13 protein-coding genes are annotated in these 14,679 nt (G+C 68.9%); 5 read left to right on the top strand and 8 right to left on the bottom strand.

The window, feature by feature from the left end; all coding sequences use genetic code 11:
- Positions 1–37 precede the first annotated feature (37 nt).
- From ACIBO2_RS12480 to ACIBO2_RS12460, 5 genes are all read right to left on the bottom strand, one after another.
- On the bottom strand, positions 38–1,261 hold the full coding sequence (locus ACIBO2_RS12480) for an extracellular solute-binding protein (RefSeq protein WP_358544661.1): 1,224 nt from the start codon (positions 1,259–1,261) through the stop codon (positions 38–40).
- Entirely contained in the window at positions 1,258–2,079 is an 822-nt protein-coding gene (locus tag ACIBO2_RS12475; RefSeq protein WP_397296918.1) for a carbohydrate ABC transporter permease, read from the bottom strand. Before ACIBO2_RS12475 ends, ACIBO2_RS12480 begins: the two co-directional genes overlap by 4 nt.
- Positions 2,080–2,143: 64 nt before the next feature.
- Positions 2,144–3,073, bottom strand: a complete 930-nt coding sequence (locus tag ACIBO2_RS12470) for a sugar ABC transporter permease (RefSeq protein WP_358544664.1) — start codon at positions 3,071–3,073, stop codon at positions 2,144–2,146.
- Positions 3,074–3,155: 82 nt separating this feature from the next.
- Positions 3,156–4,169, bottom strand: a complete 1,014-nt coding sequence (locus ACIBO2_RS12465) for a Gfo/Idh/MocA family oxidoreductase (protein ID WP_358544665.1) — start codon at positions 4,167–4,169, stop codon at positions 3,156–3,158.
- Entirely contained in the window at positions 4,139–4,885 is a 747-nt protein-coding gene (locus ACIBO2_RS12460) for a ThuA domain-containing protein (RefSeq protein ID WP_358544667.1), read from the bottom strand. Before ACIBO2_RS12460 ends, ACIBO2_RS12465 begins: the two co-directional genes overlap by 31 nt.
- A 198-nt stretch (positions 4,886–5,083) precedes the next feature.
- Here ACIBO2_RS12460 and ACIBO2_RS12455 point away from each other — a divergent pair, with 198 nt between their 5' ends.
- Positions 5,084–7,252 carry an alpha-galactosidase gene (locus tag ACIBO2_RS12455; RefSeq protein ID WP_358544669.1) on the top strand — a complete coding sequence of 723 codons (2,169 nt, stop codon included), beginning with the start codon at positions 5,084–5,086 and terminating at the stop codon, positions 7,250–7,252.
- On the top strand, positions 7,249–8,478 hold the full coding sequence (locus ACIBO2_RS12450; RefSeq protein ID WP_358544671.1) for an ROK family transcriptional regulator: 1,230 nt from the start codon (positions 7,249–7,251) through the stop codon (positions 8,476–8,478). The genes ACIBO2_RS12455 and ACIBO2_RS12450 overlap by 4 nt, the downstream gene beginning before the upstream one ends.
- Here ACIBO2_RS12450 and ACIBO2_RS12445 read toward each other — a convergent pair.
- On the bottom strand, positions 8,465–8,698 hold the full coding sequence (locus ACIBO2_RS12445; protein ID WP_358427814.1) for a hypothetical protein: 234 nt from the start codon (positions 8,696–8,698) through the stop codon (positions 8,465–8,467). The genes ACIBO2_RS12450 and ACIBO2_RS12445 overlap by 14 nt on opposite strands.
- A 235-nt stretch (positions 8,699–8,933) precedes the next feature.
- Here ACIBO2_RS12445 and ACIBO2_RS12440 point away from each other — a divergent pair, with 235 nt between their 5' ends.
- Entirely contained in the window at positions 8,934–10,223 is a 1,290-nt protein-coding gene (locus tag ACIBO2_RS12440) for a cellulose binding domain-containing protein (RefSeq protein WP_397296912.1), read from the top strand.
- Between the two features lie 26 nt (positions 10,224–10,249).
- On the opposite strand, the gene ACIBO2_RS12435 is transcribed toward ACIBO2_RS12440, so the two are convergent.
- Positions 10,250–11,047, bottom strand: a complete 798-nt coding sequence (locus ACIBO2_RS12435; protein WP_397296909.1) for a hypothetical protein — start codon at positions 11,045–11,047, stop codon at positions 10,250–10,252.
- Between the two features lie 167 nt (positions 11,048–11,214).
- Here ACIBO2_RS12435 and ACIBO2_RS12430 point away from each other — a divergent pair, with 167 nt between their 5' ends.
- Positions 11,215–12,447, top strand: a complete 1,233-nt coding sequence (locus tag ACIBO2_RS12430; protein WP_397296906.1) for an RNA-guided endonuclease InsQ/TnpB family protein — start codon at positions 11,215–11,217, stop codon at positions 12,445–12,447.
- A 267-nt stretch (positions 12,448–12,714) separates the two neighbouring features.
- On the top strand, positions 12,715–12,945 hold the full coding sequence (locus ACIBO2_RS12425; RefSeq protein WP_358544677.1) for a DUF6289 family protein: 231 nt from the start codon (positions 12,715–12,717) through the stop codon (positions 12,943–12,945).
- 21 nt (positions 12,946–12,966) lie between these two features.
- Here ACIBO2_RS12425 and ACIBO2_RS12420 read toward each other — a convergent pair whose 3' ends face one another.
- Positions 12,967–14,634, bottom strand: coding sequence for a glycosyl hydrolase family 28-related protein (locus ACIBO2_RS12420; protein WP_397296903.1), 1,668 nt, complete (start codon positions 14,632–14,634; stop codon positions 12,967–12,969).
- Positions 14,635–14,679 lie beyond the last annotated feature (45 nt).

Below are 14,679 nucleotides of genomic sequence, written 5' to 3'. Positions count from 1 at the left end.
TCCTACTTGACGCTACTTGGCGCTATTTGACGACGCGCTATTTGGCGACGCGCTGGATGGCGGCGACCGCGGTGGTGGCGGCCTCGCCCGGGGAGGACTGTCCGGCGAGCACGGCGCTCCACGCCTCGGCCACCGGCTTGCGCATCTGCGTCAGCTCGGTGCCGAAACCGGGCAGCAGGTACGGCACGCCGTTCTCCAGCGCCTTGTTGAACTGGGTGTAGATCGGGTCCTTCATGCCCTCGGTGTCGGCCAGGTCCTTGCGCACCGGCATGCTGCCCGCCTCCAGGGCGGCGAGCTCGCCCTCCTTGCTGAGGAACATGGCGGCGATGGCGTCGAAGGCGGCGTCCTTGTCCTTGGTGAACGCGCTGACGTGCACGTTGTCGCCGAACTGGTAGACCTTGGCCGGGGCGCTCCCGTTGGGCACGGGCACGACCCCGTACTTGAAGGAGGCGGCCTTCTTGGCGTTGCCGTACTGCCAGTTGCCGCCGAGCACGAAGGCCATGCCGCCGGCGGTGAACTTCTGGAAGGCGACGTCGGGGGTCCAGGTGGCGGCGTCCCTGGGCACGTAGCCCTTCTCGGCCCAGCCGCCGACCAGCTTGAGCGAGGTCTCCAGGGCGGCGGCGTCGGGCTTGGCGTAGTCGAAGCCGTACGCGGTGATGAAGGAGAAGGCGTTGACGTCCTGGTCGCCCTGGCCGGGCAGGCCGATGCCGACGTACTTCTTGCCGATCTTCTCCAGGGCGGCGGTCAGCTCGTCCATCGTGGTGGGCGGTGTGATGCCCAGCTCGTCGAGGATCGTCTTGTTGTACCAGAGGGCGGTCGTGTTGTTGAAGCCCTGGACGCCGTAGACCTTGCCGTCCTTCTTGATGACGTTCGCATCGGGGATCTGCGCCTTGTCCGGGAACTTGTCGTACTGGGCGGTGATGTCGGCGATCGCGCCGGCCTTGATGAGCTGGAGCAGGTCGGCGCCGCCCTGGACGAAGACGTCGGGGCCCTGCTTGGTGGCCGCCGTGGCGATCACCTTCTGGGTGAGCTGCTCGCCGGGCACGTACACGCTGTTCAGCGGCTTTGACAGCTTGGCCTTGGCGTAGATGTCGCCCAGGTCCTTGGTGAACTTCGCGGTGGCGGGGATGCCCTGGGCGTAGTAGTGCCAGAACGTGACCTTGTTGGCGTCGCCCGAGCCGCCGGAGCCGGAGGTGCCGCACGCGGCGAGGGCGCACAGGGCCGCCGCGGCGGCGACGACGCGGAGTCTTGCAGAGATCAACGAACGCTTCCCATCGTGATACCGCCGACCAGCAGGCGCTGCCCGAACAGATAGATCAATACAGTCGGGACCGAGACCAGGACGGAGACCGCCATGAGACCCGGCCAGTTCACCCCGTAGGAGGACATTTGCTGCGCCAGCAGCGCGCTCACCGGGTACTGGCCCGGGTCGTTGAGAAAGGTGATCGCGTACAGGAACTCGCCCCACGCGCCGATGAAGGTGAGGGTGGCCACGGTGGCGATCCCGTTGCGGGTGATCGGCAGTACGATCTTGACGAACCGCTGCCACCTGCCCGCGCCATCACTGGCGGCGGCCTCCTCGATGGCGATCGGCACGCCGGTGAAGAACGGCCGCAGCAGCAGCATGCTGAAGGGCAGGTTGGTCGCGGCGATGGCGAGCGCGACGCCGTACAGGTTGCCGGTCAGACCCCATTGGGCCAGCAGCCGGTTCAGGGGAATGAGGGTGGAGGTGGCCGGCACCATCTGCAGGATGATCAGCGCGGCCAGCCCGCCGGTCACCACGGCGCCGTTGAGCCGGGCCAGTCCGTACGAGGTGGGCACGGCGACGACGAGCACGATGACCGTGGTGGACACGGCGATGATCACGGAGTTGACGGCGGAGGTGGCGAAACCGCCGTTCCACACGTCGATGTAGGCCTGGAGCGTGGGCTTGAAGATGACCGCCGCCGATCCGGCGAACACGTCCTTGAGGCTCTTGAACGAGGTGGCCAGCAGCCAGTACAGCGGCAGCGCGTAGATCGCCAGCAGGAGGACGCAGCCGAGCACGGTGACCGGGGTGTTGCGCTTGGCGTCGGTCATGAGCCCTCCTTTGTCGGTCTCATGACCAAGGTGCTGTGCTTATTGATGACCTCGACAAGCTCGGTCATGTCTGCTCCTTACGGTTCATCCGCAGGTAGACGGCGCTCAGGAAGAGCACGATGACCAGCGACAACGTCGCGGTGAACGACCCCTGGCCGAACTCGTAGAACTTGAACGCCTGCTGGTAACCCAGGTACGGCAGCGTGGTCGTGGAGGTGCCCGGCCCGCCGCTGGTCATCACGAAGATGAGGTCGAACGAGCGGAAGGCGTTGATCACGACGAGCACGCCGAGGATGGAGATGACCGGGCGCAGCAGCGGCAGCACGATGTGCCTGGTCACCTTCCAGCCGGCCGCGCCGTCGAGCGCGGCGGCCTCCAGCAGCTCCTGGGAGACGTCCAGCAGCGCCGCGCGCAGCACGAGCGCGCAGAACGGCACCACCATCCAGGCGTTGACCAGCCCGAGCACGACGATCGCCAGCGTGCCGTTGGCCAGCCAGGGGATCGGCTGCTGGATCAGGTGCAGCCAGAGCAGCACCGAGTTGACCGGCCCGCCGGACTCAAGCAGAAATTTCCACAGATTGCCGGCGACCACCGCCGGCAGCGTCCACACGAACACCATCGCGCCCAGCGTCACGCCGCTCAGCCGGGTGCGCGGCCGCAGGACCAGCGCGGCGGCGAACCCGCCGGCCAGCCCGACGACCAGCACGATCACGACGATGGCCAGCGTCTGGAGCACCACGTGACCGAACGACGGGTCCTCGATCACCCGCCACATGTTGTCCAGCCCGTTGAACGGCCGCTCGCCCAGCAGGTTCTCGGCGGTCACGTCGGAGAACGCGGTACGGAACAGGTCGATGAGCGGGTAGACCGACAGCACCGCGAGATAGATCGCGCCCGGCAGCAGGAACAGCATCGTCTTGGGGCCGAACAGCGTGCTGCCCGCCCGCTGCCGCGCTCGGCGCGTCGCGACCCGGTCGGCGGCGGCCGTCACCACCGCCCGGCCCTCGTCCGCTGTCCAGCACGAGCGGAGGTCACCATCGCTCGACCCTCGCCCGCTGCCCAAGTAGGGGCGGAGGTCACCATTGTTCGACCCTCGTCCGCTCCCCGGTACGGGCGGAGGTCAGCGCGGCCTCCAGCATCGCGACGCTGTGCGCGTTGTCGGCGGCGGGCGAGGTCGGCTCACCGGTGCCCGCCACGGCGTCGACGAACGCCCGCAGTACCCCGGCCCGCTCGAACAGCGGCAGCTCGGACACCTCGACCGCGCGCACGTTCCCGGCCGCGTCGGTGATCGACACGGCCCGGTGGTCGTCCGGCGCGGCCCCCCAGGTCAGCAGCCCTTCGTCACCGGAGATCCGCCACACGCCGGGCCACGGCGTCTGCGGGCCGACCCCCTGACTCGACAGGACGTAGTCGATCGTGGGCCCGCCGTCCAGCTCGACGATGAGGCTGGCTCCGGGGGTGTGGTCCTGGGCCGAGCGTATGGGCGTGACCGGTACGCAGGTGATCGCCATCCCCTCCCGCCCGAACAGGTACCGCATCAGGTCGAAGTGGTGAATGGCCAGCTCGATCAGTGAGTTGGCGTCCCGGACACCGGCGTGGTCGCGGTGCCATTCGACCGAGACCCGGCGGACGACGCCGACGGCTCGCCGGTCGAGCAGGTCGCGGACGACCGGGGCGCCGGGGAAGATCCGGTAGTTCTGGTCGATGCCGAAGACCAGGCCCTTCCGTTCCGCGAGGCCGGCGAGCTCCCTGGCGCTCGCGGCGTCCAGGGTGAACGGCTTCTCCAGCAGCAGATGCGCGCCGGCCTCCAGGACCTGCCGGGCGACGGCCGCGTGCGCGCCGATCGCGACCGGCGCGATGGCGGCCACGGCGCCGGTGGCCGCCAGCGCCTCCTCAACGGTGGCGAACACGTTGTCGTCGCCGGTCTTGGCGGTGAACGCGGCCCGTGCCTCGGGGGAGGCGTCCACCCAGCCGGTCACCCGGACGTCGGGGAGCCGCGGGAGGATGTTCGCGGCCCAGTCGAGCCCCCAGGGGCCCAGGCCGATCTGGATCAGGTCGGTCATGCCTCGGCCCACCAGTTCCGCGGCCATTCGCCCTTCCTGGTGACCTTCGGCTGGGGCTGGGTGGGCGGCGTGGCCCACTGGACCGCGTTGGCCAGCACGCGCCTGATCTCCGGCTGGAAGTAGATCGGGGACTCCTCGTGGCCGGGGGCGAAGAAGAAGATCCGGCCCTTGCCCCGCTGCCACGCGCAGCCGCTGCGCAGCACCTCGCCGCCCTCGTACGAGCTGATGAAGACGAGCTCGTCCGGCTCGGGGATGTCGAGCGGCTCGCCGTACATCTCGCCCTTGGGGATGACGACCGGGTTGGGGACGCCGCGGACGATGTCGTGGCCGGGCAGGATCGTCCAGAGCAGCTCACTGTCGTCGTGCCGCCAGCTGGCGATCTTGCAGGAGGTGCCCAGCAGGGCCTGGGCGACCTTCGACTCGATGGCGGAGTGCAGGATGAGCAGGCCCATGCCGTCGAGCACCCGCCGCCTGACCCGCTCGACGACCTCGTCACCGACCTCGTCGTGCTTGAGGTGACCCCACCAGAGCAGGACGTCGGTCTCGTCCAGTACGGCCTGGGTCAGACCGTGCTCGGGCTCCTCCTGGAGCGCGACGCGTACATGTGCCTCGGGGCCGAGGTGTTCGGCCAGCGCCTGCCCGAGCACGACGTGCAGCCCGTCGGGATAGACCGACGAGACGCTGGGATACGTCCGCTCCTCATAGAACTCGTTCCACACGGTCACGTTCATTCGTTCGCGCACCCATCCGATGTTTCTGTGAGCCTGCCTCTATTTATGCAAGGCTTCTGCATATTAAGATGGGGTGACTCTAGGCACAATGCCGGGACTTCAGCAAGGTGAAAGGTCTCACATCGTGAGACTTGTGGAAGTTGGTCCGCTCTTCGCGAGTGTGATGATCTTCACTTGAGACATCCGATGACATAACGAAGAAAGGTCAGGATGACGAAGACCTCTGACGCCGCGCGGCACGTCGTTCAGCTCCGAGCCGCCGGCGTGGCCCTGATCCTCGACCTCCGGTCCGCCGGGCTGCCCACGGTCGTTCACTGGGGTGCCGATCCGGGCCCGTGCGACCAGGCCGAGCTGGACGCGATGGCCGAGGCCGCCATCGCGCCGCACGTCATCAACCTCATCGACGGACCCGTCTCGCACTCGGTGCTGCCCGAAGGCCACACCGGGTGGTTCGGCATTCCCGGGCTGTCCGGTTCCCGCTCGGGGGCGGCGTGGGCGCCCCGCTTCACCGTGAGCAAGGCCGTCAAGGAGGAGGGACGGCTCACCGTCGAGGCGGCCGATCCGGGCACCGCGCTCGGGCTGTGCCTCGTCATCGAGCTGACCGGCAGCGGGCTGGTCCGGTTGCGCACCTCCGTACGCAATGACGGGGATGACGACTACCGGGTGGACGCGGTGTCGGCCGTCCTGCCGGTGCCCGAGCGGGCGGCGGACCTGCTCGATCTGGCCGGGCGCTGGTCACGGGAGCGGCAGCCGCAGCGGGGGGCGTTCAACGTGGGTGTGCACCTTCGCGAAGGGCGGCGCGGCCGGACCGGGGCCGACGCGGCGACCGTGGTGGTGGCCGGAGTGCCCGGGTTCGGGTTCCGGTCGGGGGAGGTGTGGGCGGTGCACACGGCCTGGAGCGGCAACCACCGCACCTGGGCCGAGCGTACGGGCGAGGGCTTCAGGACACTGGGCGGCGGCGAGTCACTGCTGCCCGGTGAGATCGTGCTGCGGCCGGGGGAGAGCTATGAGTCGCCCGAGCTGTTCTTCGGGTACGCCGACGGGCTCGACGAGCTGGCCGCCCGCTTCCACCGGCACCTCAGGGAACGGCCGCACCATCCCGGCTCTCCCCGGCCGGTCAATCTCAACGTGTGGGAGGCCGTGTACTTCGACCACGACCTCGGCAAACTCCTCGCCCTGGCCGAGCGGGGAGCCGGGATCGGGGTGGAGCGGTTCGTGCTGGACGACGGCTGGTTCCACCGCAGGAACGCCTCCGACCGGGGGCTGGGTGACTGGTTCGTGGACGACCAGACCTGGCCGGACGGGCTGCATCCGCTGGTCGACCGGGTCAAGGAGCTCGGCATGACGTTCGGGCTGTGGTTCGAGCCGGAGATGGTCAGCCCGCTCTCGGAGCTCGCCGTCAAACACCCGGAGTGGATCATGCGTGCCCGCCCTCAGCTGCCGCCGGCCTCGCGCTGGCAGCAGGTGCTCGACCTGGCGCACCCGGAGGCGTACGAGCACGTGCTCACGCGCATGTCCGAGGTCATCGCCGAGTACGGCGTCGGCTACCTCAAATGGGACCACAACCGCGACCTGATCGAAGCGCCCCACGTCCACCGGCAGACGCTGGCCGCCTACCGGCTGATGGACGAGTTGCGCGCCACCTTCCCCGGCCTGGAGATCGAGTCGTGCTCGTCCGGGGGCGCCCGCGTCGACCTCGGCGTCCTGGAGCACACCGACCGGGTGTGGGCCTCCGACTGCATCGACCCGCTCGAACGGCAGACCATCCAGCGCTGGACCAGCCAGCTCATCCCGCTCGAACTCATCGGCGGCCACGTCGCCTCCACCGTCTCGCACACCACCGGCCGCCGGCACGACCTCGCCTTCCGGGCGATCACCTCGCTGTTCGCGCACTTCGGGCTGGAACTCGATCTGACCAGGCTGGACGACGCCGAGACCGCGGAGCTGGCCGAGTGGATCGGGATCTACAAGCGCTACCGGGCGCTGCTGCACTCCGGCACACTGGTCCGCGACGAGCACCCGAGCACGGGCCGCTGGCTGACCGGCGTGGTGACGCCGCGGCTGGGGCTGTACTCGGTGGCGGCGGTGCGCCGCTCCGATGAGGAGCCGGCGGGGCGGGTGACCTTCCCCGGGCTCGACCCGGCCCTGCGCTACGCGGTACGGCTCGTCGGCCCGAACCGGGACGACCTCGGCCCCCGGCCCGGCTGGCTGGACGCGCCGGGCCTGCTCAGCGGCGCGACGCTCGGCACGGTCGGGGTACGGCTGCCCACGCTACGGCCCGAGACCGCCATGCTCATCGAGATCGCGGCACACCCGACACTTGACGGGCAAGCTGTAGGCAACGCCGCGTTGGAAACAGAGCAGAAAGCGAACGGATGACCTCCTCCAGGGTTCGGCCGAGCACGGGCACGCAGCTCGGTGGCGACACCTCCGCGCTGCGGACGCTCAACCTGCGCTCCGTGCTGCGCGTGCTCTACGGCGGCGGCAGCCACACGATCGCCTCGATCGCGGCGACGGCCGGCATCTCGCGCCCGACCACGACCCAGGCGATCTCCGACCTGCTCGCCGCGGGCTGGATCCAGACCGCCGACCAGGTCATCGACAAGGTCGAGAAGAAGGACGGGCGGGGACGGCCGGCACAACGCTTCGAGTTCCGTCCGGGCGCGGGCCATGTGCTCGGGGTCGACATCGGCGGTCACAAGGTGCTGGTGCTGGTCAGCGACCTGTCCGGGGAGATCGTCGCCGAACGCCGTGAGAGCCTGCGCCCGACCTCTCCTCGCTCCAGGCGCCTGACGATCATGAACGAGGCGATCACCGCGGCCCTGGACGCGGCGGGCCTGTCCGCTGCCGACATCTCATGCGCGGCGATCGCCACCCCCGGCGTCGTCGGCCCGGACGGCAAGGTCGCGCACGCCCCGGCCATCCCCGAATGGGCCGGCGTCGACCTGGGCGGTCACGTACGGAACCGGTTCGGCATCCCGACCCAGGTCTTCAACGACATGCGGATGGCCGCGCTGGCCGAACACTGGAAGGGCGTGGCGCGTGACGCCTCCGACGTGGTGTACATCCACGTCGGCCGCCGCATGGGCACCGGCCTGCTGGTCGCCGGCCGGCCGCACGCCGGTCGCCACGGCGCGGCGGCCGAGATCGGTCTGTGGCGCGGGCTGCCGTGGGCGCACGCGTACGAACGGCTGCTGGACCTGGCACCGGGGCGAAGTACGGACCACGAGGACGCGATCCAGGCCATCTTCGAGGCGGCCAAGGCGGGCGACGCGGCCGCCCAGGCGGGCATAGACGGGTTCGCCGACCTGCTGGTGGAGGGGTTGGCACCGGTGATGGTGACGATCGACCCCGAGCTGGTGATCATCGGGGGCGGCATCTCGGCCGCCGGCGAGGCCATCCGCGAGCCGGTACGCGTCCGCGTCGAACGCGAGACGGACTTCCCGCCCAAGGTGGTCTGCTCGGTGCTGGGCGACCATTCCTCCGCGATCGGCGCCGTGCGTTGCGCACTCGATGTCGCGGAGGAACGTCTCTTCGCCGAGCTCAAGCCGGGTCCGGGAACGCCGGCTCAGCAGGGGGCAGGGGTGGCGGTCAGCAGGGGGTGAAGTAGTACTTCGCCTGGCCGTCCGTCGTCCCCCACTGGCCGGGCGGCTGAGAGCAGCCGGACCAGCGTTGTCCGACGATCTGGTCGCCCACGAAGTAGCTGATGACGAGGAGGAGGTCGCCCCCCGGCGGGGGAGGGGGAATCGCCTGGGCCGGGGTGGAGCCGAGGGCGAGGGCGCTGATAGCCAGCGCCACCACTAAAACGCCGCGCTTCATTTTCATGCAGGTTCCTCCAGATCAGCCGAGTTTCGGGCCAGAGCGAACACCGAAGCTATTTGCCTGAATGAGATCACGATAAGCGCTGTCGATCAAGGTGTCGGCAGCAGTCGCCTCATTTTCGGGACTCGATGAAAGTTTCACCATTTTTGGCGTGTTTCCCCAGCTCAAGCGCATCCCAGCTTGACCGGCGGCCGCTCTGCGAGGACGTTCGTGTCGAACCTTCTGAGTTGGGAGTCCGATGAGTCACCCCCGTCGCCGGTTGCTCGCCATTCTGCTCTCCGCCTTCCTGGTCGCGCTGGGCGCCTTGGCGCCCCTGACGGAACAGTCCGCCAGCGCGGTCAGCGACCCGCCCGGCCCGGTGACGGGCAACGCCACCTACTTCGACGGACTCGGCATGCCGTACGGCGGCTGCGGCCTGCCCCAGGCGAACATCGACTCACCGGACTTCGTCGCGCTCAACGTCTACAACACGCCCGGCGACTACTCCTTCTACCCCCGGCCGCTGACCGGGGCCAACCTCAGCAAGGCCGGGCTGTGGAACAACGGCCTGAACTGCGGCCGCTACGTGCAGGTCGAGATCGGCGATTACTGCACAGGCACCAACGACGGCGCGCAGAACCAGGCGTTCTGCCGCAACGGCTCCTGGGTCGCCGACGCGTACAAGGGCGCGAAGCTGACCATGCTGGTCGCCGACAGCTGCGGCGACTCCAACGCCTGGTGCCGCGACGATCCGTACCATCTGGACCTGTCCAAGGACTCGCTCAACCGGTTCGTGAAGAACGGCGCCCCGATCGGCGACATGTATCCCAGCCATTGGAACAACCGGCACGTCACCTGGTCGTTCGTCCCCGCGCCCAACTACAGCGGCGACATCAACATCGGCTTCCTGCAGTCCGCCCAGGTCTGGTGGCCCGCCATCTCCGTCTCGCACCTGGCCAACGGCATTCATGGCGTCGAGTACTTCGCCAACGGGGCGTGGCAGACGGCCCAGATGAACGGCGACATGGGCCAGTCGTACATCATCGGCGGGGCCACCTCGGGTGGTAACCAGTACCAGATCCGGGTGCGCGACGTCACGGACACGCTGATCAACGGCGGGCGCGTGTACAGTTTCACGCTTCCGTCCACCTGCAACCCGTGCGGCACGCCGTACACCAAGGTCGGCTACACCACCTCGACCGGCTCGACCTCCACCCCGACCCCCACCCCCACTCCCACGGGCGGCACCGGTGTCTCGTGCGGCGTGGACTACCAGGTCCCCAACGCCTGGCAGGGCGGCTTCACGACCAACGTCACCGTACGGAACACGGGCACCACGACCTGGAACAACTGGACGGTCACCTGGACCATGCCGTCCGGCGTGACCCTGACCAGCGCCTGGAACTCCACCATCACGCCGTCGGGTACCACCTGGACGATCAAGGCTCCGAGCTGGGCCACGACGCTGGCACCGGGCGCGTCGACCACCTTCGGCTTCCAGGCCAACGGCCCGTCCACACCCGGCCCGACCAACATCACCTGCTCCTAGGCCGGCCATGTCCGCACAGGGCGTCGTCAGCCCGGGAGGCGCCAGTTGCAGAAACCCTTGACGCAGAGCTCGGTGGTCGTCTTGCGGCGGTCCGGCGCCTTGATCGACACCTTGCCACCCCAGCGGCTGTAGCGGGTGTCGACGTGGAAGGTCTTGCCCACCAGTTCGTCCGTGCCTTCGGTCAGGGTGTACGCGCTCCGCACCCGGCCGATCAGTCCCGCCGAGGTCAGCGTGAGAGTGTAGGAGAGCTTCGTATTCTCGCCCCAAGAACTGTGGGTTGAGTGGTCGAACCAGAGGGAGACCTTACGGAGCTCCTTGAAGCGGATCACGCCGGTGACGGTGTTGCTGCTCCGCTGCCCGTGCTTCAGCAAGGCGGCTAGAGTGGCCGGCTCGGCCGGGTTGATGAGCTGCTCGTCGTCACCGAGCAGCTCGGTGTGCCAGAGGTGAAACTGGTGAGAATCCTTCCACCAGGTCTTGCCCTTCGCCAGCCACTTCCCTATGAGGCCGCCGGACCGGTAGCCGGTACCGCCGATGTCATGGTTGAAGCCGATAACGCGTTCGCGCCCGTCCTCACCCCCGGTGGTGGTGACGTCCAGGGCTTTGACCTCGCCCTTGGCGTTGAACTCGAAGACACCCTCGCGCCGGCGTTTCGCCTGTTCGCGGGTGCCAGCTAAAAGAGTGGTCGTCTCGGTGATGTGCACCCCGTGTCCGGGTACCAGAACGGCCTTCAGCGCCTGGACCGGGTCCTTGGTCACCGCCCGCGCCGGAGCGGCGCCCGCCAGCAGGGCAGCGCAGGCCGCCCAAATGGTGATCGTCTTCCTCATGATGGTGATCCTGCCGGGATGGGATCACGTCCGGAACACGGTGGCATGGAGACCCATCCTTCAGGGCCGAGAGGAAATTTCACCCTCCTTCGAAAACAGTATCGAAAGGCTAGGTCGCGTTCGGTAATGTGTGCGGTGGGTGAGGCCGCTGTGACAGGAGGTGCGCGATGGTGATCCGCCGCTCTGCCACCAAACGCAACGGCCTGCCCACGATCGTGCAACTGCGGCTCACGCCCACCCCGGCCGCCCAGGCCGACGCGCTGGCCGCGGCGGTGCTGTTGTGCAATCAGGCGGCCACCCTAGTGTCCCGCCTGGCGTGGCAGCATCGCGTCTTCGCCGTGGTGGAGTTGCACCGGCTGGCCTATTACGAGGTGCGTGGGCAGGTGGCCGGGCTGGGCGCGCAAGCGGCCGTGCGCGCGATCGCCCGGGTCGCGGGCGCCTACGCCAACCGGCGCGCCAGCAAGAAACGCGCGCACATCTTCCGGCCGCACGGTGCCGTGCCCTACGACGCCCGGCTGATGAGCTTCAACCGTGACGCCCGTACCGTGTCGTTGTGGACCCCCGCCGGCCGCGTCACCGTCCCCTACACCGGCCGGCCGGAAGACCTTAAAGCCATCGACACGCTGCCGCTCGGGGAGGCCGACCTGATCTGCCGGCGCGGTGTGTGGCTGCTGCAGGTCGCGCTCACCCTGCCGAAGCCGGTGGTGCGTGAGCCGGTTCACGGCTTTGTGGGGGTGGATCAAGGGGTGGCGAACCTGGCGGTCACCTCCGATGGCGTGGTGCTGCCCGGCCCGGCCCTGCCGGGGCCGGTCGGCGGTAACGGCCACGTCCGCACCCTGCGGGAGCGGCGCCATCGTCAACGCCGCCGGCTGCAGAAGAAGGGCACGTCTGCGGCGCGGCGGCTGCTGCGCCGCCTGTCCGGGCGTGAACACCGGATGATGACCGACCTCAACCACCAAATCTCGAAGTTCGTGGTGCGCGAAGCCGAACGCACCGGCCGCGGCATCGCCCTGGAAGACCTTCAGGGCATCCGCGATCGGGTAAGGGCTCATCGGTTCCAGCGGCGCACCCTGCACAACTGGGCCTTCGCCCAGCAGATCGCCTTCACCCGCTACAAGGCCGCACGAGCCGGAGTCGCCTCCGTGCTGGTCGACCCCGCCTACACCTCGCAGGCGTGTCCGGACTGCGGGTGTATATCCAGGGCGAACCGGCCGGCGCGGGGCCGGTTCGTCTGCACCAGGTGTGGCCTCGCTGGGCACGCCGACCACATCGCAGCCCGCAACATCGCCACACGCGGCATAGCGGGCTGGGCTGCCATCAACCAGCCACACGCTACCGGCCTCCCCTCACCCAGACGGGACCGAGAGAGCAAACCACCAGATTCAACCAGTGGTAGTTGATGCCGTTGTACTCGCCCGCGATGTAGATGCTCCACATGCGGTTGAGTTGCTCCCTGGGAAGTGGGCCCAGTCGGCGAGCGCCCTGGTGATTGCGTGCTCGGTGGGAGTGTTAACGATCTCGTCGTACCCGTCAAGGCGCCGAGACGGCACTCTCACTCTGACAGTCGTTTTGACCCTTTGAGTACTGGGATTGACCTTATTGATCTATTCACTTCGACGAACGATCATCGAGGGCAGTAGCGCTTCCGCACCTCAGGAAGGATCTTCATGATTCGCCGCGCATCGCTGGCCGTCCTGGTCGCCCTCGGCGCCCTCACCGTCATCAGCTCGCCCGCGCACGCCCGCGCCTGCATGATCGACTATCACTGCGAGACGTACTACTACAGCGACTCCACCCGCACCACGCTGGTGGGGGTCAAGTACGAGAACTGCGTCGGGGATGAGGAGTGGGTGGGCAGACGCGGGTCGTACCCGGTGTTCAACGAGACCCCCTGCTGAGACCTTGTAAAAAGCCCGCTCTCAGTCCAGGTTGAGGCGGTCGCGCTGGGCCGCGTACAGGTCGGTGACCCGGGGGCGGGTGCCGTGGTCGGCGAGCAGGTTCTCCAGGTCCCCGGTGAAGTCGGGAGCCAGCTCGCCGGCCGTCCCCGTGGTGCCCTGCACCCCGACGGTGAGGCTGCGCGGCGCGACGTCCGCGATCGTGATCGCGTACGGGCTGCCGCCGGTGACGCGGATGTTCCAGTGCGTGATCCGCGCCCCGAACAGCGGGCCCGAGGCCGCGGAGCCGCCGACCCGGCCGTTGTTGACCAGGGTGATGTTGGTCCGCGCGTTCTCGAACGGCAGCGCCCGATGCGAGTCGAACGTGCCCTCCGTCATCGTGCCCCGCCGCCAGACGTTCCCGGATGACAGTCCCTCCAGGTTGAGGCCGTGGTGGACGGCCCCCGCCGGGACGGGCGCGGTGAACGCCTCGATCTCGAAGTCGTCCACGAGGTTGTCGTGCGACTGCATCCGGCAGGCGAAGCTGTGGTGCGCGGAACGGCCGCCGACCGTGACTCGGGTCAGGGTGTTGGACTTGGCGGTGGTGAAGCCGAAGCCGAGGTCGCAGTTCTCCACGCGTACGTCCCTGGCCCAGCAGTCGTGGACGGCCTGGAAGCACACGCCGTTCGAGCCGGGGTGCTTGTTGTGGGCGGTCATCGGGACCAGCTCGTTGCGGATCGTCAGGTCCTCGACGCCGCTGTCGTGCACGGTGGGGCCGAGGGCGCGCAGCCGGGCGGGCCAGCCGGGGCGCAGGTCGTACCTGATCGGCTGGGCCAGCCTGACGAGGCGGGTGCCCAGAACGGCCTCGATCCGCACCGGCCATTGCAGGAGCGCGTACTGGATGTACTGGCCGCCTGATCCGGTGACGAGCTGGGGCGCGCGGCTCGGCCAGTCGTAGGACCGAGTGCCCGGAATGTCGCCCGCCAGGTGCTTCAGCAATGTCGCGTCCGGCGGGTTGTCGCATTCGAGCACGACCAGGTCGCCCGCGCGCAGCTTGCTCGTGTCGGACACCAGCAGGGTCCGCTGGCCCCGCGAGGCCGCGCCGACCTCGGCGAGTGTGTCGCCGAGCAGCCAGCCCTCGGTGCCCGCGTAGTCCTCGGACTCGGAGCGGGCGCGCCGCTCGGCCGCGATGAACCAGACCTGGCCGCCGGTCCACGACCAGCGGCTGTTGCCGTTGGACTGCCTGGCCGGCCGGTAGCCGTCGTCCAGTGTGCGGGTGAAGCGCAGGATGGTGGAGTCGCGCCCGGCGCCGCGCAGGACCACGTTCGACCAGTGCATGAACACCGGCGATGAGAGAAGGTAGGTCCCGCCCGGCACCAGCACCGCGCCGCCACCCCGTTCACCGGCGGCGCGGACGGCCGCGTTGAAGGCGGTGGCGCAGTCGGTCGTCCCGTCCGCGCGGGCGCCGAAGTCGGTCACCTTCGCCACCACTCGGGGGCGCGGCGGCCGAGCCCCATGCCGGTAGCCGGCCCGCGCGATGTCGGGCACCAGCGGGTGCCCGCCTTCCGCCGCCGCCCACTCCTCCAGCAGCGCCGCCGACGTGTCGCCCTGGCGGGCTCGGGTCTCCGCATTGGCGGGGGACAGGGGGAGCGCCGGTACGGCGGCGACGCCGCCGATCAATGCTCGGCGGCTCAGCGTGAAAGGCTCAGGCACACATCGGAGGATTGCATCAGCAATGGTCGCGGTCAAGCCACCATG

Origin of the sequence: Nonomuraea sp. NPDC050022 (genome assembly GCF_044460705.1) — a bacterium.
In the GTDB taxonomy this organism is placed as follows: domain Bacteria; phylum Actinomycetota; class Actinomycetes; order Streptosporangiales; family Streptosporangiaceae; genus Nonomuraea.
This window is presented reverse-complemented; position numbering and strand designations above follow the sequence as displayed.

Bases quoted from the DNA above. Each gene is read 5' to 3' on its own strand.
- ACIBO2_RS12475 (WP_397296918.1), bottom strand. From the start codon at position 2,079: ATGACCGACGCCAAGCGCAACACCCCGGTCACCGTGCTCGGCTGCGTC.
- ACIBO2_RS12465 (WP_358544665.1), bottom strand. From the start codon at position 4,169: ATGGCCGCGGAACTGGTGGGCCGAGGCATGACCGACCTGATCCAGATC.
- ACIBO2_RS12455 (WP_358544669.1), top strand. From the start codon at position 5,084: ATGACGAAGACCTCTGACGCCGCGCGGCACGTCGTTCAGCTCCGAGCC.
- ACIBO2_RS12450 (WP_358544671.1), top strand. From the start codon at position 7,249: ATGACCTCCTCCAGGGTTCGGCCGAGCACGGGCACGCAGCTCGGTGGC.
- ACIBO2_RS12445 (WP_358427814.1), bottom strand. From the start codon at position 8,698: ATGAAAATGAAGCGCGGCGTTTTAGTGGTGGCGCTGGCTATCAGCGCC.
- ACIBO2_RS12440 (WP_397296912.1), top strand. From the start codon at position 8,934: ATGAGTCACCCCCGTCGCCGGTTGCTCGCCATTCTGCTCTCCGCCTTC.
- ACIBO2_RS12435 (WP_397296909.1), bottom strand. From the start codon at position 11,047: ATGAGGAAGACGATCACCATTTGGGCGGCCTGCGCTGCCCTGCTGGCG.
- ACIBO2_RS12430 (WP_397296906.1), top strand. From the start codon at position 11,215: ATGGTGATCCGCCGCTCTGCCACCAAACGCAACGGCCTGCCCACGATC.
- ACIBO2_RS12425 (WP_358544677.1), top strand. From the start codon at position 12,715: ATGATTCGCCGCGCATCGCTGGCCGTCCTGGTCGCCCTCGGCGCCCTC.